The sequence below is a fragment of the Nocardia sp. XZ_19_231 genome (assembly GCF_015355705.1).
Taxonomy (GTDB): Bacteria; Actinomycetota; Actinomycetes; order Mycobacteriales; family Mycobacteriaceae; genus Nocardia; species Nocardia salmonicida.
In genome coordinates this window covers 95,034-111,440 of record NZ_JACUZI010000011.1, presented here as the reverse complement: position 1 = coordinate 111,440, position 16,407 = coordinate 95,034, and the positions used below count along the sequence as shown (strand labels likewise).

General features: G+C 64.5%; 21 protein-coding genes and 1 tRNA gene. 8 read left to right on the top strand and 14 right to left on the bottom strand.

Going from position 1 to position 16,407, the window contains the following annotated elements:
• Window positions 1–149 precede the first annotated feature (149 nt).
• Complete coding sequence (locus IBJ82_RS31565) at window positions 150–986, bottom strand: alpha/beta fold hydrolase (protein WP_194829624.1); 837 nt, start codon at window positions 984–986, stop codon at window positions 150–152.
• A gap of 131 nt (window positions 987–1,117) precedes the next feature.
• Here IBJ82_RS31565 and IBJ82_RS31560 point away from each other — a divergent pair, with 131 nt between their 5' ends.
• The 4 genes from IBJ82_RS31560 (at window position 1,118) to IBJ82_RS31545 (ending at window position 6,153) form a co-directional block, all read left to right on the top strand.
• The gene (locus tag IBJ82_RS31560; RefSeq protein ID WP_194829623.1) at window positions 1,118–1,735 is read left to right on the top strand and encodes a TetR/AcrR family transcriptional regulator; all 618 of its coding nucleotides are present in this window, start codon (window positions 1,118–1,120) and stop codon (window positions 1,733–1,735) included.
• Between the two features lie 180 nt (window positions 1,736–1,915).
• The gene (locus IBJ82_RS31555; protein ID WP_194829622.1) at window positions 1,916–3,487 is read left to right on the top strand and encodes a cellulase family glycosylhydrolase; all 1,572 of its coding nucleotides are present in this window, start codon (window positions 1,916–1,918) and stop codon (window positions 3,485–3,487) included.
• 408 nt (window positions 3,488–3,895) lie between these two features.
• A complete protein-coding gene (locus IBJ82_RS31550) occupies window positions 3,896–4,441 on the top strand; it encodes a hypothetical protein (RefSeq protein ID WP_228537947.1) in 546 nt (181 codons plus the stop codon).
• Between the two features lie 146 nt (window positions 4,442–4,587).
• The gene (locus tag IBJ82_RS31545) at window positions 4,588–6,153 is read left to right on the top strand and encodes an MFS transporter (protein WP_228537946.1); all 1,566 of its coding nucleotides are present in this window, start codon (window positions 4,588–4,590) and stop codon (window positions 6,151–6,153) included.
• A gap of 21 nt (window positions 6,154–6,174) precedes the next feature.
• On the opposite strand, the gene IBJ82_RS31540 is transcribed toward IBJ82_RS31545, so the two are convergent.
• Together IBJ82_RS31540 and IBJ82_RS31535 are read right to left on the bottom strand one after the other, a co-directional pair.
• Window positions 6,175–6,621 (bottom strand): acetyltransferase, encoded by a 447-nt coding sequence (locus IBJ82_RS31540; protein ID WP_194829619.1) that lies wholly within the window; start codon window positions 6,619–6,621, stop codon window positions 6,175–6,177.
• 222 nt (window positions 6,622–6,843) lie between these two features.
• The gene (locus tag IBJ82_RS31535) at window positions 6,844–7,254 is read right to left on the bottom strand and encodes a hypothetical protein (protein ID WP_194829618.1); all 411 of its coding nucleotides are present in this window, start codon (window positions 7,252–7,254) and stop codon (window positions 6,844–6,846) included.
• 208 nt (window positions 7,255–7,462) lie between these two features.
• Between IBJ82_RS31535 and IBJ82_RS31530 the strand changes: the two genes are divergently transcribed.
• A complete protein-coding gene (locus tag IBJ82_RS31530) occupies window positions 7,463–7,972 on the top strand; it encodes a DUF1269 domain-containing protein (RefSeq protein ID WP_194829617.1) in 510 nt (169 codons plus the stop codon).
• Here IBJ82_RS31530 and IBJ82_RS31525 read toward each other — a convergent pair whose 3' ends face one another.
• The 3 genes from IBJ82_RS31525 to IBJ82_RS31515 all read right to left on the bottom strand — a co-directional run bounded on the left by IBJ82_RS31525 (window position 7,973) and on the right by IBJ82_RS31515 (window position 10,278).
• Window positions 7,973–8,242, bottom strand: a complete 270-nt coding sequence (locus IBJ82_RS31525; RefSeq protein ID WP_194829616.1) for a hypothetical protein — start codon at window positions 8,240–8,242, stop codon at window positions 7,973–7,975.
• A gap of 786 nt (window positions 8,243–9,028) precedes the next feature.
• On the bottom strand, window positions 9,029–9,295 hold the full coding sequence (locus IBJ82_RS31520) for a hypothetical protein (RefSeq protein WP_194829615.1): 267 nt from the start codon (window positions 9,293–9,295) through the stop codon (window positions 9,029–9,031).
• A 734-nt stretch (window positions 9,296–10,029) separates the two neighbouring features.
• Window positions 10,030–10,278 carry a hypothetical protein gene (locus IBJ82_RS31515; protein ID WP_194829614.1) on the bottom strand — a complete coding sequence of 83 codons (249 nt, stop codon included), beginning with the start codon at window positions 10,276–10,278 and terminating at the stop codon, window positions 10,030–10,032.
• Between the two features lie 256 nt (window positions 10,279–10,534).
• Between IBJ82_RS31515 and IBJ82_RS31510 the strand changes: the two genes are divergently transcribed.
• From IBJ82_RS31510 to IBJ82_RS31500, 3 genes are read left to right on the top strand one after another with little or no spacing between them, the layout of a single operon-like run.
• Complete coding sequence (locus IBJ82_RS31510) at window positions 10,535–10,765, top strand: hypothetical protein (protein ID WP_194829697.1); 231 nt, start codon at window positions 10,535–10,537, stop codon at window positions 10,763–10,765.
• On the top strand, window positions 10,749–11,267 hold the full coding sequence (locus IBJ82_RS31505; RefSeq protein ID WP_194829613.1) for a DUF6879 family protein: 519 nt from the start codon (window positions 10,749–10,751) through the stop codon (window positions 11,265–11,267). Before IBJ82_RS31510 ends, IBJ82_RS31505 begins: the two co-directional genes overlap by 17 nt.
• A complete protein-coding gene (locus IBJ82_RS31500; RefSeq protein WP_194829612.1) occupies window positions 11,248–12,102 on the top strand; it encodes a helix-turn-helix transcriptional regulator in 855 nt (284 codons plus the stop codon). Before IBJ82_RS31505 ends, IBJ82_RS31500 begins: the two co-directional genes overlap by 20 nt.
• Here the strand turns inward: IBJ82_RS31500 and IBJ82_RS31495 are convergent.
• The 8 genes from IBJ82_RS31495 to IBJ82_RS31460 all read right to left on the bottom strand — a co-directional run bounded on the left by IBJ82_RS31495 (window position 12,099) and on the right by IBJ82_RS31460 (window position 16,126).
• Window positions 12,099–12,407 carry a putative quinol monooxygenase gene (locus tag IBJ82_RS31495; RefSeq protein ID WP_194829611.1) on the bottom strand — a complete coding sequence of 103 codons (309 nt, stop codon included), beginning with the start codon at window positions 12,405–12,407 and terminating at the stop codon, window positions 12,099–12,101. The two genes, IBJ82_RS31500 and IBJ82_RS31495, sit on opposite strands and share 4 nt — an antisense overlap.
• Before the next feature lie 160 nt (window positions 12,408–12,567).
• Window positions 12,568–12,771: a hypothetical protein gene (locus IBJ82_RS31490; protein WP_194829610.1), complete on the bottom strand. Its 204-nt coding sequence runs from the start codon at window positions 12,769–12,771 to the stop codon at window positions 12,568–12,570.
• A gap of 530 nt (window positions 12,772–13,301) precedes the next feature.
• Window positions 13,302–13,586 carry a hypothetical protein gene (locus IBJ82_RS31485; protein ID WP_194829609.1) on the bottom strand — a complete coding sequence of 95 codons (285 nt, stop codon included), beginning with the start codon at window positions 13,584–13,586 and terminating at the stop codon, window positions 13,302–13,304.
• 95 nt (window positions 13,587–13,681) lie between these two features.
• Complete coding sequence (locus IBJ82_RS31480) at window positions 13,682–13,861, bottom strand: hypothetical protein (RefSeq protein WP_194829608.1); 180 nt, start codon at window positions 13,859–13,861, stop codon at window positions 13,682–13,684.
• Window positions 13,861–14,151 (bottom strand): hypothetical protein, encoded by a 291-nt coding sequence (locus IBJ82_RS31475; protein ID WP_194829607.1) that lies wholly within the window; start codon window positions 14,149–14,151, stop codon window positions 13,861–13,863. Before IBJ82_RS31475 ends, IBJ82_RS31480 begins: the two co-directional genes overlap by 1 nt.
• Window positions 14,152–14,586: 435 nt before the next feature.
• Window positions 14,587–15,330 (bottom strand): hypothetical protein, encoded by a 744-nt coding sequence (locus IBJ82_RS31470; RefSeq protein WP_194829606.1) that lies wholly within the window; start codon window positions 15,328–15,330, stop codon window positions 14,587–14,589.
• Window positions 15,331–15,401: 71 nt separating this feature from the next.
• Window positions 15,402–15,809 (bottom strand): hypothetical protein, encoded by a 408-nt coding sequence (locus IBJ82_RS31465; protein WP_194829605.1) that lies wholly within the window; start codon window positions 15,807–15,809, stop codon window positions 15,402–15,404.
• Window positions 15,810–16,044: 235 nt separating this feature from the next.
• Window positions 16,045–16,126 (bottom strand) — tRNA-Leu (locus IBJ82_RS31460).
• Window positions 16,127–16,407 lie beyond the last annotated feature (281 nt).

Below are 16,407 nucleotides of genomic sequence, written 5' to 3'. Positions count from 1 at the left end.
CCTGGTTCGCGGAGGTCGCGAATCCGGCGACGGCGAATCATGCGGTGGCAGTGGACTTCTCGAAAGCCGTGGTTACAGCGCCACCCTGCGATCGCTCGAGCCACTCGGTCGTGGCCGATGTAGTGACGCTGTGTCCGGCGAGTGCCCGGTCAACATGTGACGGCGCGGGCAGTCGAAGGGTCGAGTTGGTTGAGGATCCATTGTTCGACGACCGGATCCGCGGGCAGACCGTCGTGACCGGTTCGGGCGCCGGGACACAGGTCCTGGACGAACACATTCGTGACGCCGGGTTCGGCGATGAAAGACGCGTCACCAGGGGGCGTGACGGTGGTGTCGTATCGGGTGGCGATGACCGAGTATCGGATGCCCGGTTGGGTGATCGGGCCGTCGTTGAGAGCACGGACGAAGTCCGAGCCGGTTTCCATGTCCGCGCAGGCCGGGCAGGCGAGTGCGGCCATGGCGGCGTTGGCCGGGTCGCGCTGTGGGCTGCCGGGCGGGATCACCGAGACGACGCCGCTCAGGGTGGTTCCGTGGGTCGGTGGCGCGAGCAGTACCTCGGCGCCGATCCGGTCGGCGTTGCCCGATTTGGCGTAGTACTCGGCGATGGCGCCGCCCTGGGATTGCGCGACGATGTCGACCTGTTCGGCCCCGGTCGAGACGAGTACCCGATCGATGAACGCGGCGACCTGGTCCACCGATTCGAGCAGTGGGCCGAGCCCGCCGGATTGCAGGATCGGCCGTGCGAGGTACCCGTAGTCGACGGCGAACGCGCAGTAGCCCGCGGCGACCAGATCCGGTGTCAGTGAGTTCCACTCCGCGGCGGTGTTTTTGGTGCCGTGCACCAGCACCACCGGGTTGGGGTGCGCTGGTGAGGGGCGGCAGTCCCAGTCGTTGGCGATCGCGGTGGGCTGGGCCGCCGCCGCGGGGGCGCCGAGGATCGCCACGATCGCGGCCACGGTGGCCACCGGTGCGAGATGTCGAGGCATCTGTGATTCCTTGCTCATCAACCCTGCGGCGATCGCCCCGCAAGTGCATCGCTGCATTCAGATACATCGATGCATTTACGGTAGTGTGTTGGTCGCGCCCTGCCCTGTCAAGTCCGATGGAGAGATCAACGTTGCCGAGACTCACTCGCGCCGAAAGCGTCCAACGGACCCGTGCCGCGCTGCTGAGTGCGGCCGAGGATGTGTTCGCGGACAAGGGATTCGCCGATGCCGCACTGGACGACATCGCCGAACGTGCCGGATTCTCCCGCGGGGCGGTGTACGCGAACTTCGCGAATAAGACCGATCTGTTCCTGGCGCTGCTCGACGACTGGCTACAACGCGAAATCGACAACGGCACAAGGCTGACCGACCCCGACAACACCGCGCAGCAGGACATCGATGCACTCGACGGGCACGGCGGAAACCGATTCTCCGACCGTAAGCGGTTCCTTCTGTTGATCGAGTTCCGGCTCTACGCTCTGCGTCATCCCGAAGTGGCCCAACGCCTGCGCGACTACGACCGAGCCACGATGGACTGGTTCGGCTCCACCGTGGAACAGGTCGCCGAGGCGTCCGGCATCCGGTTGCCCGCGCCCACCGAGCAGATCGCGCTACTCGTGCTCGCCCTGGAGCACGGCATCGCTACCCTCGCCCACACCGACCCCGAGCGGATCCCGCACGACTCGTTCCTCGATGCGCTGACCCTGCTCAACCGCTCCCTCACTGCGCTGGCCGCCACCGACAACTGACGCCGCCCACGGGCGTTCGGCCGGCTGGTCGAGCCCGCCTCGGCCTCCGGCTGCGGTGATCGTCGGGTCTTGACAACTCGCTCCGACCTGCTCAAACTCATCAGCGATACGCGAGTGTATTCGGATGCCTTGGTGCATATATGCATGTCTCGCACTCATCGACCATTAGGAGTCGTGCAGATGCGCACAGGCCCGAAAGCCATCGATCGTGTCAGGTGCCGTAGCGCTCGTTTGCTGCGTCGGCTCGGGCTCGTCCTGTTCGTGTTTCTGTTGCTCTCGACCGAGGCGCGTGTTGTCACCGCGGCTCCCATGGAGGCCGTGCCTCAACTCCGTCGCGACGGACGGTGGCTGGTCGACAATTACGGTCGGGTCGTCATCGTGCACGGGGTCAACCTGGTCTGGAAGCAGGCGCCGTATGTGCCGCCCGACACCGCCGAGGGCTTCACCGCGGCCGATGCCGCCTGGCTGGCCGAGCACGGTTTCAACGGTGCGCGGATCGGAACCCTGTGGGCTGGAGTCACTCCCACCGCACCCGGGGTGGTCGACGACGACTACCTGGACAGCTGGGACCGCGTCGTCGGACAACTGGCCGCGAACCGGATCTGGACACAATTCGACTTCCACCAGGACCAGTGGCACGAAATCTACGGTGGTGAAGGCGTACCGCAGTGGGCGGTGCAACGGCCGGCTGCCTTCGGTCCCTTTCCGGTGACGACAGCCGAATTCCCCTGGGGTTACTGGATGCCCGAGCAATCCGTGCTCTGGGACGGCTTCTGGGCCAACCGCAACGGTCTGCTCGACGGCTGGGCTCAGGCATGGCAGGCGGTGGCCCAACGCTGGCGAGATCAGCCCTACTCCATGGGATATGACCTGGTGAACGAGCCGTGGGCCGGATCCGAGTTCGCCGAGTGCGCGATCACCGGATGCGCGCAGCACTACCGCACCGAACTACAACCGGCGATGGACCGCGTCCGCGCCGCGATCAGGCAGGTCGATCCGTCCGGCATCGTCTGGTACGAACCCCAGCAGCTCGCGGGCGGACGTGACGTCCCGACCTTCTTCGAGTCGATCGCCGACGATCCGCAGATCGGCTACTCCTGGCACAACTATTGCCCCCAGATCTTCCTGCAATCGCAAGGCCTGCCCGGCGCCGATGCCGAGGGCTGCCTCGCCTACAGCGGTCAGGCGCAAGAACGCGCCCTGCATCAGGCAGACCGCATGGGCGCGGTAGGGCTGATGACCGAATTCGGTGCGACAGACAATATTCGGGCGCTCGCCATCGACGTCGCCGCCGCCGACCAGGCCCTGACCGGTTGGATGCACTGGGCCTACAAACACTGGAACGACCCCACTACGGCCGACACCGCCCAGGGCCTATTCATCGCCGACGGTGATCTCGCCTCGGCCAAGCCCGACAAGCTGCGCACCCTTGTCCGTACCTATCCCCAAGCCACCGCGGGGATTCCGCGCTCGCTGTCCTTCGACGCGGCAACCGGAGAATTCCACTACGCCTACGACCCCGCCCCGATGCGAGCCCCGACCGAGATCTTCATCAGCCCCTTGCACTACCCGAACGGACCGGAGATCACCGTCGAGGGTGGACGCGCGAGCAGGGTCGGCCCGGACCATCTGGTGCGCATCGAGGCCGATACAACGGCGCCGATCTCGGTGACGATCCGCGATCGGGGAGAGGGTCCGCGCCGAGTCGACCAGCCGTCATCTATCGGCCCCACACAGAACAGTCCCCGGTAGTCTCCATCGAAACCATGAGATCAGTCGTCGCTGACAACTCCGGTATTCGACTGGCTTGCCGGGGGCTTAGCCAGATCCTGAAAACGAAGTCACTACGGTCGGCAAACGTCTCCGTCGGCAGTGTGGCTCATTTCCGGTGTTCCGGTATCTCTCCAGTGTTCTCCTATATTCTCTCGATGTCAATACCTTGGCACTACTGAATACGGCCGAAATTATCGGCGCAATGGCGACCATCCATCGCATTGTGCGGATGGTCGCTTCGGAGGACAGTAGATATGTCCGGTGGCGCCCACCGGGGCGCCGCCCTTCCTGAAAGTAGGAGGTGGCCCCGTGTACGCACGTTCCAGCACATTTGCCGCCCAGCGGTCGTCGATCGACCGCGGTATCGCATACCTCCATAATGCGGTGATGCCGAATCTGCCCGAGCTCCACGGGTGGGTGGGCATGTCGCTGATGGTGGACAGGGCGACAGGCCGATGCATCGCCACCACCGCGTGGGAATCCGAGACCGCGATGCACGACAGCAATATGCGCGTCCGATCACTGCGCGATGGTCTGGCCGAGGCGTTGAACGGCTCGGTCGGCAATATCGAGGAATGGGAAGTCGCGGTCATGCACCGCGATCATCTGGCCGGCGCGAGTGCCTGCACCCGGTGTACCTGGATCCAGGTCGACCCGGCCGGAGTCGACTTGGCGATTCAGACGTTCAAGTCCAGCCTGCTGCCGGAGCTGGAGAAGATCGAGGGATTCCGCAGCGCCAGCCTGTTCGTCGACCGGGCAACCGGGAGAGGAGTGGGATCGACCGTCTGGTCGAGCCGCGAGGAATTGGACAACAGTCGCCCCTATGTGGATCGACTGCGGGAAGCGACGACCCGTGCGATGAAAGCCGAAGTCCTCGAGGTGGCGGAGTTCAGACTCGGCTTCGCACACCTTCGGGTTCCCGAGCTGGTGTAAACCGCCAGACATCCGGCCGGGGAGCGGCACCTCCCGGCCGGCCTTCGGGCAATAGATCCGAGTCCGATCGCCGCGGCGGCCGTGGTCGAATTTCCAGGAGTACGTCACGACTGCCGGGACGGCGGGCTTCGATGAGCGATGGGTCGATGAACAACGCTTCGTCTGGTCAGGCGCGCACTCAACGTCTGCTGGCGGCGTTGCTGGCGATGGCGATGTTCGTGCTCGTCGTCGACACATCGCTGATGAACGTGTCGATCTCGGCGGTGGTTCGCGATCTCGACACCACTGTCAGCGGGGTCCAAGCGGCGATCGCGTTGGAAGCGCTGGTTTCGGCCGCGTTCATCCTGATCGGCGGCAAAGTAGGCGATCTGATCGGACGCAAGCGGGCCTATGTGCTCGGTCTGATCGGCTACGCGGTGGGGGCGTCGGCGATGGCGTTCGCGCAGAGCCTGGTAGCGATCGTCATCTTCTGGGCCGTGCTCGGCGGGATCGGCGCGTCGCTGCTGTTGCCCGCCATGCAATCGTTGATCCACGGCAACTTCGAAGGAGCGGCGCAGAAGAAGGTCTATGCCCTCGTCGGCGCCGCGGCTGCGATCGCGGCCGCCATCGGCCCACTACTCGGAGGCTTCATCACCACCTACCTGTCGTGGCGCGTCGGGTTCGTGTTGGAGGTCGTCGTTATCGCGATCGTGCTGTCCGGGATGGGAATTGTGCGCGATGTGTCCTACACCGGCCCCCGCGGCGTCGACATGGTCGGGGCGGCGCTGTCGGTTCTCGGCATGGGCGGGATCGTGCTGGGAATCCTGGTGTGGCAGGAAGGCGGCGAATCCGTCGGTGCGCTCCTGGCTGTCGGCGCGATCGCGCTGGCCGGCCTCGCCTATTGGCTCGTCCGGCGTAAGCGCGCGGGAAAGCCGACATTGCTCGACCCGGACTTGTTCCGATCCAAGATCTTCCGGCTGGGCATCTCGGGGCAGATGCTCCAGCAGATCGCCCTCGGCGGCACGATGATCGCCCTGCCGATCTATTTGCAGATGGTGCTCGAGTACAACGCGATGCAAGCCGGCCTGTCCATCGCACCCCTGTCCTTGAGCATGTTCGCCGTCGCGGTGCTCGCTGGCAGATACGCGGGCGATCGGCCGGCGAGCAACATCATCCGGCGGGGATTCGTGCTCCTCACGGTCGGGATAGTGGTGCTCGTTCCGATCGTTCCGCGAGCGGAATTCGGCTGGGGGCTCGTATTCCCGCTCATCATCGCGGGCTCGGGGTTGGGTCTGCTGGTGTCTCAGCTCAACAACTACACCCTTGCCCCGATCGAGGAGGAGCGGATCAGCGAAGCCGCCGGCGTCAATTCGGCGGCCGGGTCGTTCGGGTTGTCCTTCGGGCTGGCGTTCGCCGGTGCCATCATGCTGGCGACCTTGTCGATCACGTTCACGAGCATGGCGGAATCGAGCACGGTGCTCCCGCAGGCACAGCAACAACAGGTGGCGCAGGCACTAGAGGACGACGCCGAGGTCATGGGCAATACCCAACTCGATCAACTGCTCGTCGACGAACCTCCGGAGATCCGTGACGAGGTCATTCGCATCAACACCGACGCTCGGCCCTTCGCTTTGCAAGTGGCACTGCTGGTTCCGCTCCTGGCCGGTCTCATCGGGTTGTTCAACTCGTTGCGTATGCGGCGCGTTCCGGAAGGCCCGCCGACGCCATCCTGATTCAGGTCGCGATATCGGCCATCACGGCCGACGATGATCCCGAACTGGCTGCCAGGCGGTGACTGCCCAGATGACCACAACGCTCATCGCGATGATCAGGATGGACCACGCCGGATAGTAGGGCAGGGACAAGAAGTTCGCGATCATCACCAGTGCCGCGATACCCACTGCCGAGTATCGGGCCCAAGCGGCGCCCGACATCAAACCGATCGAGCAAATGATCGCGATCACACCGAGGACGACATGGATCCATCCCCAAGTGGTCGCGTCGAATTCGTAGACATAACTGATACCGGCGACATAGAACTCGTCTTCGGCGATCGCGGCGATTCCCTCAAGAATGGATGCTGCCGCGGTGATGAACAGCATGATCGCGGCCAGGATGGAGATCCCCGCGGCGGCGGCTTGCCGCTCGAAAGGCTCTTCCTCGGGGACGGGACGATTCACGGAAGTATTGCGCTGGGTCATGGTAAGCCCCTTGCTGCAGCGAACACCGGATGCGGGCTGTCGCGTTCTCGGGTAGGGACGGCAGATTGCGCGCACGAATCTGCGCAGCGCCGGTTAAAGGGTGGTGCTCGCGATCGGAGTCGATCGCCCACGATCCGTCGATCTCGACACGCAGCGAGCTTATCGGACACATTCCCGTCGACGCCGCGATGTTTCAGGTTCGCAACCGTCCCGAATGGCCGATCAGACCGTGCGCGGATTCCACGTCGTGACGGCCCAGATGACCACCACATCGAGCACGATGATCAGGATCGACCACGCCGGGTAGTAGGGCAGCCACAGGAAATTCGCGATGATCGACAGCGACGCGATGACGACGGCGACAATCCGCGCCCAGGTCGCGCCGGTCATCAGCCCCACCGCGCTCAGCGCGAGGACGATCCCGCCGACGATGTGGATCCAGCCCCATGTCGTGGTGTCGAATTCGTAGACGTAGTCGATGCCGACGACGAACAGATCGTCCTCGGCCACCGCTGCGATGCCCTGCAGAACGGACAACACGCCGACGACCAGAAGCAGGATCGCGGCGCCGATGGAAGTGCCCGCGGCGAAACCCTGCCGGACCGAATGCTCGGTTTCCGATACGTGAGCCATCATGAATCCTTCCGTAGAAGACCGACGTCCAACGTTTCTCACTGGGAGCCGTGATGGCCTCACCCGAAACGGATGAACCGGATCGACATCGACCGGTCCGACGACCGGTTTCGCGATCTCATCCCTTGCGGGTGACGACCGGCCTACGTCGGCGGGGAAGCCTTGCTCTGTGGTCGACCGACCGCGTACGCCGGAAACGGAGGATCCGATGGCAAAGACAGACGACGAAACATTCATCTATCTCGCGACCTATCCGAACGAGGCCGCCGCTCGCGAGGACTACCAGGTCGTCAAGGATCTGCACAGCGAAGGCTTGGTCGGCTCCTATGACGCGGCCGTGGTCACCAAAGACGCCAACGGCAAGGTTCACGAGAACAAGGACGAGACAGCCACCCGCCACGGTGCCTGGGGAGGTATCGCCGCAGGCGCGGTGCTCGGTGTGATCTTCCCGCCCGGGGTCCTGGTATCGGCGGCCGTCGGTGGCGTCATCGGAAGCGTCGGCGGCCACCTTGCCAAGGGCATATCGCGTTCGAAGGTCAAAGAACTCGGCGACTTCATAGATCCCGGCCAGGCGGGCCTCGTCGTCATCGGCGAGCTCAAGGTCAAAGAAGCTATCGAGAAAGCTGTGACCAGGGCAGAGAAGGAAACCGCCGAAGAACTCGGCGTCGCGCCCGAGGACATCGATCGGGTGTTGCGGGATGCTGTGAAGGGGCTGTAGTTACCTGGTCGGTCGCCGCGGGCCCGCCGAGGCGACGTCCACTTTCCCTGAGCTGCTCGCGCACGACACCGCTAGCCGGGTGCCAGGTAGCCAGCCCGGCGCCGGGAGCACCGTGCTCGTCGGCGACATGGCCAGCGTCACCCACGACGCGATGCCGTCGAAGATCTCCGGGTCGGTTGCGCGGGGAATGAAACGCACCGGCAGCAGGCCGTGGATGCGTTCCTGCAGAGGGGTTTGCGGCGGACGCCGGGCTCGATCACCGGCGTTCACCGCACCCTGCACCGAGGGTGCCGAACAAGCTGAAAGTGGCACGTATGCCACAAATCTGTGCGCGAGGGGACTCGCATACGGATCTCGGATCAGAACTCCGGGAATCTGTGATCGAGCACGATCGAATAATGTTGAGTGTACGGACTAAGGATACAAGGCCGGACCAGATGCCAGTCAGGGCGTAGCTAACGATCTTCGTACATGGAGGAGCCTAGGCGCGGGGGTGCTGTGATCTGCCAGCCCAGGGTGAGCTAGCAGTTCGGCGCAGGACGATCTTTGCAGTCACTGACGTTGCGCATGCCAAAATCCGTACCGGACAGTGTAGGCGCGCCGCAATCCCAAGCGTGACGACGAGAGTGATGGCGTGAAGCGGTGGAAGCGCTCGACGATCGCCGCGGCGATGGCCAGCCGCCGTCGGTATTCGCGAGGGTGATTTCCTGCGGGGACGATGTATCGTCGCACTTCACCTTTCACTGCCAGGTCTGAGAAGACGCCATCATTCTGCCGACGTCGACCGAGGCCTGCGACCACCAAAGGCGCGACGGTCGACCCCTACCAAAACTTGACGTTCGACCAGGTGAAACCGGCAGCGCCTCGGCCGCGTCAGAGTAGGTATGGACCTCAAGCCAATCACCCCGCACGAGCCTCCACGAAGACCGAGCACTCGGCCGTGGTCATCAACTATCGCCGACTACCTCGACCGCGTCGCCGAGGACCAGGAAGACACCACGGCGTAGCAGCAGAAAACCCGGCAGGGTCCTCCCTGCCGGGCTTTTCCGTCACTGATCAGCCGATGTCGAGTCGCTCCATCGCCCAGTCGGTCGCGGCGTCCTTGTCGCTGGCCGGGATCTGTCGGGTGTAGTGCAGCGGAGGAGTGATCCAGCGCAACGCCCGCCATCCGCGCTCAGGGCGAATAGCCCAGCCCCCGTACTCGCGACGCAACGGCCACACGCGGGCACCCGGGGAGCTTCGGTGCCGCCGCTGTTCGATCAGCACGTACAGCACGCGATGCCGCAGCCTGTCCCAACGGGTTGCGAGTTGGTCTTGCAGCATGGTGCCCGTCCTCAGCAGCCGATGATCGCGGTATCGGATTCGTCCTGGTACCGAGTGGTTTCCTGGTTCGAATACTCCCACATGTTCGCCACAATCCTCCAGGCTCCGGGCTCGCACGGTGCCCACGCGGCATGTTGAGGCGCGGGTCAGGGACCACGGTGTCGACTGACTCAGTGCCGGCGACCCTCCAGCTTCCTCCGCGAGCCTTGTGCTCCAGCAGGAGTGAGATTCCGAACTGTTCCGGGCGCTTCGAGCAGGTCACATATCCACCGCCGAGGACGGCCGCCGCGCCCTCTTTGAGGTACGGCATGTTGTTGTGGAAGTTCATCTGACAGGTCCGTGCCGCGATCGGTTTGAGTTCCGGTGTGGCAACAGCTATCCCGCTGGCCGAACACAGGAGCGCCGCGGTAGTGACCGGCAAGACGATCGTGTGAAGCTTCATCGTGTCCCCTTCGTAGCGACGCCGGTCGAGCGCGATCTCGACGTGAGCGACATCGACAGATCTGGTGCGAGAGCTTGGGGGAGTTCGTGACCTGCGCGCGCCGACCGCTGTCACTCTGGCAAGGTCGGGCAGCCGACGCGCGCAGGCTTCTATCCGTGACGCCCAGGTGTGCACCCCTGGACCGTCACGTCTGCCCCCGATAAGGTGCCGTCGGCGACGACCGACAGCACTGCGGTCACGTCGGTGTGCAGCTGCTCGAGCTGCGCCAGCACATCGTCGATGTGGTCGCCGTTCACAACTGCCCGAACCCGGGCGCGGGCTGGATCTTCCCAGCGGCGACGAGGATGTTGTAGGCGGAATTCAGGCGCGGGCACGTAGGCCGATCGCACGCGCGGTGGTCCTGCATCACGGTATGAGCGGCACTGACCGACAACAACTCTCGCGGTGCGCTGTGGTCGAGCAACAAGCACCGGCGGCCTTGGTCGGCGTCCTCGCGGGCCAGGCGGGCGATGATGTCGTGCACCGTCAGCGGCAGCGGCACTGGCGGCATCGTTGGTCGGCTGGTGTCCTGCCCCCACATGGCGGCCCCTCTCTCGCTTGAGGTGCCACCCCGCCGACAGATTCGGTGATCGGTATCGGCGGAGCGGCCTGCCACTGACGCTAGAAGCGGTGGTTGCCAAGCTGGAAGGATGTTGCGAAATGTTGCGCGCAGCTGGGCTATTGACCCGATCGCAGTTCGGCAACCAGGATGGGTGAGCAGTCGCAACTTCCCGCAACACGTTAGGCAGGGGGCCATCGTGAGCCGCAAACTCGAATTCGTCGCCAAGGATCCAGGATCCAACCCCAGCGGATCACCGACGCTGTACAAGACCGAGACCGGGTGGATCGTGCAGGGTTGGAACGTCACCGACCCAGAGATCCTCACGCAGATGGACATTCCCGAAGGGGAATCGTGCGTCGAGATCCCCGACCGGCTCGTCCCGTTCTTCTTCGAAGGAGCCCAGCCCGCCAGTGACAGCAATCAGTGACGCCGAATTCGACCGGTTGCTGACCGAGTTCCAGCACAGCGCCGTGCATCTGGAGACCCGCGACGCCTACGGCACCGAGACCGAACTGCCGTACATGGCGAAGTGGGCAGCGGGCGAGCACGACGACCTCACCTGGCTCGACGACTGGTGCGCGAACCTGCGCCGACACGCGGACGCTGGGCGCACGGTACGCCGCGCCCGGATCGTGTCCGAACCACTGTCGGCATACCAACGCTGGTCGCACTCGATCGCACAGCCGATGGTCGACGCGGGCGAGGACATCCGATGGGTACCGCGACGACAGCTCGACTCCGTCGCGATCACCGGCAACGACTTCTATCTCCTCGACGACCAGCTCGTGATCTTCCTGCACTACTCCGGCGCCGGCCTCGGCGTCGACAAGGTCGTCTCGACCGCGCCTGGCGATATCGAGCTATGCCGCAGGGCGTTCGAGGCGGTGTGGCAGTGGGCAATCCCGCACCGTGACTACAAGCCCGTCTAGCTCGGCCCAGGATGCCAGGCGCGCACTCGGTCTCCGGCTGCGCGACCTGCGCACCGGGGCGCGTCTGACGATCCGGGCGTTCGCCGACGCCACCGGGCAGCACTTCACGCGCGTGTCGAAGATCGAGAACGGCCGCCAGGTCCCGACCCCGCGCGACATCACCGACTGGTGCCGTCTCTCCGACGCGGCCGACCAGGAGGCCGACCTGCTCGCCACGCTGCGCGCGGTCGACTCCGCATACATGGAGCACCGGCGCGAGGCGCGCGCCGGAATGAAACGCGTCCTCGGCGCGCACACCCCACAGCGCTACCGCGCGACGAGCGTGTTCCGGATCTACGAACACAACGTGATCCCCGGCCTGTTTCAAACGCCGGAGTACGCGCGGGCGATGCTGCAGTTCTGGATCCGATTCCTCGGAACCCCCAACGACATCGACGACGCGATCGCCGTCCGGATGGAGCGCCAGCAGATCGTGCAGCGTGGCGGCCGCCGGTTCGTCGTCATCCTCGAAGAGCAGGCGCTACGCACCTGGTTCGGCACGGCCGAGGTTCAGGCCGGCCAACTGGGTCGACTGCTGGAAGTGATGGCCCTGCCACAGATCTCGGTGGGCATCGTGCCGCTGATGCGCGAGCGCGGCGGTGTCGGCTCGGCAGGATTCTGGATCTTCGACGATGACCTGGTCGCGCTGGAGACACCGACCGCGAGCATCCAAGTCACCGCACCGAGCGAGATCAATACCTACGCGCGGATGTTCGAGGAACTCAAGCACGCCGCGGTGTATGGGCGCGACGCGCGTCAGCTGATCGTCAGCACTCTCGACGACATCCGCGACTAGAGCGGCAGGCCTTTCGCGGGTCCATCTGACAGGAACTCGACGCGGGTGTCCTTCACGTACAGGTGACGGTTGTCGAGGAATTCGCGGGTCCAGGGTTGGGCTTCGTGCACGTCGAGCGCGGTGCGTGACTCATAGACCTCGTAGAAGATCCGGGCGAGCGGGTCGCCGTCGACGTGGTGTGTGGCGTAGACGAGGGTGCCGCGTTCGTTCGTGGCGATCTTGGTGACGAGCTCGGCGACGACTTTGTCGAACGCATCGGCGGCGGCCTGGTCGTGGAGGCCGAATCGAACGACGAGTGCGAACATGTCCCCGACGGTAGCGTGCGCCGGCCCGCCCGGGGGGAGAGTCGGGCCGGAGCACTGCCCTGGCCGCCTAGGGGCGACCTACCAGGGCAAGGGTTTCGGGCGGTGTACGGACGAAAGTGCCCCGGTCCGAGGGGGACGGACCGGGGCACCTCGCACGCTACTACTTGCGACTGCGGCCGTTCGGGTTCCAGGAAGCGCCCATCACCACGCCCCAGACCGTGACCGCCAGCATGTTGTCGCTGGTGAGCAGCATGGTCAACGTCGATACGCTGAACGCTAGCGCGAGCACCGCGACCAGATCAGTGTTCGGAGGGGTGGGACGGGGCATCGGCTCGGCGTTGTGGGAAGCGACAGGTACGCTCATCAGGCCGAACTCCTTTCGTGGTTGTTGTGAATTCGGTCGCCCCGCCCGACGCAACCGGGCGGGGTTTTTCGTACGTGGATAAGCAAACCATCCGTGTCCGACGCGACCTATACGCGAATCGCACACCTCGGTGCTCTTGCCCAGGTCGCTCGGATGTGCTGTCCACCAGGTGGATACAACCCGACGTGCGCAGGACATGGCTAGCCATGTCACACAGCAGGTGTGGATAGGAGTTGTGGAGAACTTCGCCGCTGTTGATGAACTTGGGGAATTCCGGGGCTGATCTGTGGAATCCACAGGGCACAACCTGGGGATTCCACAGGCGCGAGACCAGATCCTGTGTCCGAGAACACTCCCGAGTGCGGTGTTCTTGAGCGCCGTGTTGTCATACTCGTACGCGATGGAGTTGGTGTGCAGCCTCTCCTGCGGCTTGGTGAGGAAGTTCTTGTTGTAGCGCAGGTTCTTCAGTATGTGGAAGAAGAAGGTGTTCTCCCTGCCGATCTCTTCAGGCCTTGTTCTTGGGCACGCCGTCAGCGCGGATCGTCGGCGAGCTTCGGAACGACGGTGTCGAGCGCCGGCATGGTCGACACGCACGCGCAGGTGTCGACCAACACGGTGACCGACAGTGTCCCGCCATGGATTCCGCCCATCGGGCCGCGTGGCATCCACGACCCGACGACCATCGCGCCGAGCCCTGCGCACATCACGGCCCGGTGCATCGCCGCGGCGTCGTCGAGCGCGTCGCGGGTGTGGGAGTCGAGCACCCCGACAGGCGGCATCGAGTTGTCCTCGGGGGTGTAGTAGCAGCGGTCCACGCCGAGCTAGATCGTCGCGGCGAGCTGCACCTGCCTGCCTAATTGCACTGGTGCGGAAAGGATCTGAGGGAACGCGGTTGTCGAGGCGATCATCATCACCCGCGTCCAGGCCGCGCCGTCGCATCGCAGTCCTCGCCGCACCAGCCGTATTCGGGAGTCATGTTGCCGGGGTGGACAACCGCGGTGCACGCCGCGCCCGCTCGGGTGCCGGCGAGTTCGAGCACCAGGCGGTCGAGCAGTGTGCGGGCGGCGACGTAGACACCGGTGTCGACCATCAGCGCAACCTCGCTGTCCGGGGCGCGTCGGGGGAGTAGACCCGCGATGGTGCGCGGCGCAGCCCGGGATTGACCGAGGCCAGCCACCGGTCGACGGTTTCGACGCCGGTCAGGCCGGACTCGAACAGCGTGGCCGGGTCGATCAGCTCGATCGACACCCCCCTGGCGTGAGATCTGCTGTGCGCGTGACGGGATTGCGCACTTGCCGTTGCCGTTGCGGGCCTTGACAAACCGCACGCCAACTCGCCGAGGGCGGCCTTGCCCGCAGCGGGGATCGGGATGCCGCGCATGTAGGCGACGGTGAACGCGCCCGCGTCATGGTCGGCGATCGTGAGGTCCTGGCAGCGCGACGCGTAGCCGGTCAGCCGAGCAGTCGCACGCCGTGCTGCACCCGCACCCGCCGATGGGCCACCCGGATGTCATCTGCTGAGGCCACCAGCCCGCGTGGGCCACATCTCCTCGCCGTCTTCGTACTCGATGGCGTACTCAACCGAGACGAAGCCGTCGGAGACGAGCGAGTTCTTTGGCGCCAGCGACGGGCGCGGCGCAGGAGTTGTTGTTCTTGGTGTACCGCGCAACCTTGCCGCAGACGGATTCCCAGCAGAGCGTGGTGGGCCATCGGGGACCTCAACCGAAGTTGTGAGCTCGGCCCGAGGCCAGCAGCAGCTACATGCAGGATAGCCGCCCGAAACACGCTCCGGGCGACGCAACCAGCTAGCCGCGCGTCAGTTCGAGTCGCCCGAAGAACCACCGCGCGTGCTGTTCTGTCCGAAGAAGAACCCCAAGATCAATAGGAACCCGCTCGCGATAATGTCGGGCACTGTCGTGTTGGTGAACATCGCGACGATCAGTGCTACCGCGATGCCGAGCAATAGGATCGCACCGACCAACACAGCGGCAGGCTCGCGCTCCAGCATTGCCTTGCGAGCTTCCCATCTTTGCTTCATGAAGTTGATTCGCTTCAGGTCGTCGGCATCTGCGGACGCCTGCGCCTGGATTCTGTCGGCGAGCACTTGCTGCTGTCGCCCGATCTGAGCGACGAGATCAGAGAGTTCTCGACGGACATCCGGGTCAGCAACCTTCTCCTCGACAGCATCTTTGATCTCTGCCATCTGTTCTTGCTGCTTCAAGGTCCTGTAGCGGTCTATGTATTGCGCTCTCACCCTTGTGAGGTGCCGAACTGCAGCGTCCTTGGGTATCTTCGCGAATCGGCCGCCAGGACTGATCTCATCGGAATCAGACGACAGAACGTCGCCGATAACTCGTGCCAGGCGCTCGGCTTGCTCCAAGGCTGCCTCGGCGTCATTTATGGTGTGTGGCATCGGAGTGGCACCAGACATGCGCACAAACTGCCGCAGTGAGTCACGAATGTGGCGATCGAGCTGTACCGGCTGCGGCCCAGGTTGGGCGAAGGACTGCAGCCCTCTGTACGGGCTTTCATCATCGACTTCGTTTGATCCAGTGCTCAATCTGCCCTCCGTAGTTCCTCACCCTGTAGTGCAGCGTACGGCGGCGCAGGTCGGCGCACGACCCGACGACATCAAAGGTCCTGGGCTGTCCAGGAATCGATGGCGTAGCCGCGGGTGGTCTGGTTGATCGCGTTGGTCGAGCCGACGGTCACGATGCCGACACCGCGCGTGCCCGACCCGATCGCGATCAGCCCGCCGGTGTCGGTCCACGTCGCGGCCGCGGTTCCAGATAGCAGACCGACCCGACGATGTTTACGTACCGGAACGCGGAAGAACCCGGCGCGAGTCGCCTGGACAGAGCCATCGGTCGCCTCGCGCACGAGAGTCAGTCGGTCCTCAGGGCACGACACCGTCAGCCGAGTGCCCGGTAGCCAGCCCAGCGCCGAGAGCACCGCGCGGTCGGTGACACGGCCCGCATCACCCACGACAGCGAAGCCGTAGATGATCTCCGGGTCGGTTGTGCGGGGGATGAAACGCACCGGCAGCGGGCCGTGGATGCGTTCCTGAAGAGGGGTCTGCGGTGGGATGACGGGCTCGATCGCCGACGTTCACCGCACCCGGCACCGAGGGTGTCGAACGGGCTGAAAAGTGGCACAGCTGCCACCTGCGCTTTACGTACATACAGGTCAGAGGCGTGCAAGGTGGTTCTCCTTCGTGTGCGAGTGCACTCGAACACGCTGGCGCCCCGAAAGTGGCACATATGCCACAAATCTGTGCGCGAGAGGGGACTTGAACCCCTACGTCCGTGGACACCAGAACCTAAATCTGGCGCGTCTGCCAATTTCGCCACTCGCGCTTATGTGTACGACCGTCCAAACTCTACCGGGCGAATCGGGCTGCGCGAAGCGTTGGGGCGGCGTGGCGTACTCGTGGGTAACACGACCTGGGGTTATAACGATTCAGTAAACCTCAATGTGAGGGGCACTCATGTTTGAGAACTCGGGTAACAGGCCGGACCTGCGCGTTCAAACATGAGGCTGCATCATGTTTCGCACCATTCTGGTACGGACGTACGAAAATACTGGGCGGTAGCTCGCTACCGGGCTGGAAACGTGAGGCTTTCCTCATGATTTTGTG

Bases quoted from the DNA above. Each gene is read 5' to 3' on its own strand.
- IBJ82_RS31565 (WP_194829624.1), bottom strand. From the start codon at position 986: ATGCCTCGACATCTCGCACCGGTGGCCACCGTGGCCGCGATCGTGGCG.
- IBJ82_RS31555 (WP_194829622.1), top strand. From the start codon at position 1,916: ATGCGCACAGGCCCGAAAGCCATCGATCGTGTCAGGTGCCGTAGCGCT.
- IBJ82_RS31550 (WP_228537947.1), top strand. From the start codon at position 3,896: ATGCCGAATCTGCCCGAGCTCCACGGGTGGGTGGGCATGTCGCTGATG.
- IBJ82_RS31545 (WP_228537946.1), top strand. From the start codon at position 4,588: ATGAACAACGCTTCGTCTGGTCAGGCGCGCACTCAACGTCTGCTGGCG.
- IBJ82_RS31540 (WP_194829619.1), bottom strand. From the start codon at position 6,621: ATGACCCAGCGCAATACTTCCGTGAATCGTCCCGTCCCCGAGGAAGAG.
- IBJ82_RS31535 (WP_194829618.1), bottom strand. From the start codon at position 7,254: ATGGCTCACGTATCGGAAACCGAGCATTCGGTCCGGCAGGGTTTCGCC.
- IBJ82_RS31530 (WP_194829617.1), top strand. From the start codon at position 7,463: ATGGCAAAGACAGACGACGAAACATTCATCTATCTCGCGACCTATCCG.
- IBJ82_RS31520 (WP_194829615.1), bottom strand. From the start codon at position 9,295: ATGCTGCAAGACCAACTCGCAACCCGTTGGGACAGGCTGCGGCATCGC.
- IBJ82_RS31495 (WP_194829611.1), bottom strand. From the start codon at position 12,407: ATGTTCGCACTCGTCGTTCGATTCGGCCTCCACGACCAGGCCGCCGCC.
- IBJ82_RS31490 (WP_194829610.1), bottom strand. From the start codon at position 12,771: ATGAGCGTACCTGTCGCTTCCCACAACGCCGAGCCGATGCCCCGTCCC.
- IBJ82_RS31480 (WP_194829608.1), bottom strand. From the start codon at position 13,861: ATGGTCGACACCGGTGTCTACGTCGCCGCCCGCACACTGCTCGACCGC.
- IBJ82_RS31475 (WP_194829607.1), bottom strand. From the start codon at position 14,151: ATGCGCGGCATCCCGATCCCCGCTGCGGGCAAGGCCGCCCTCGGCGAG.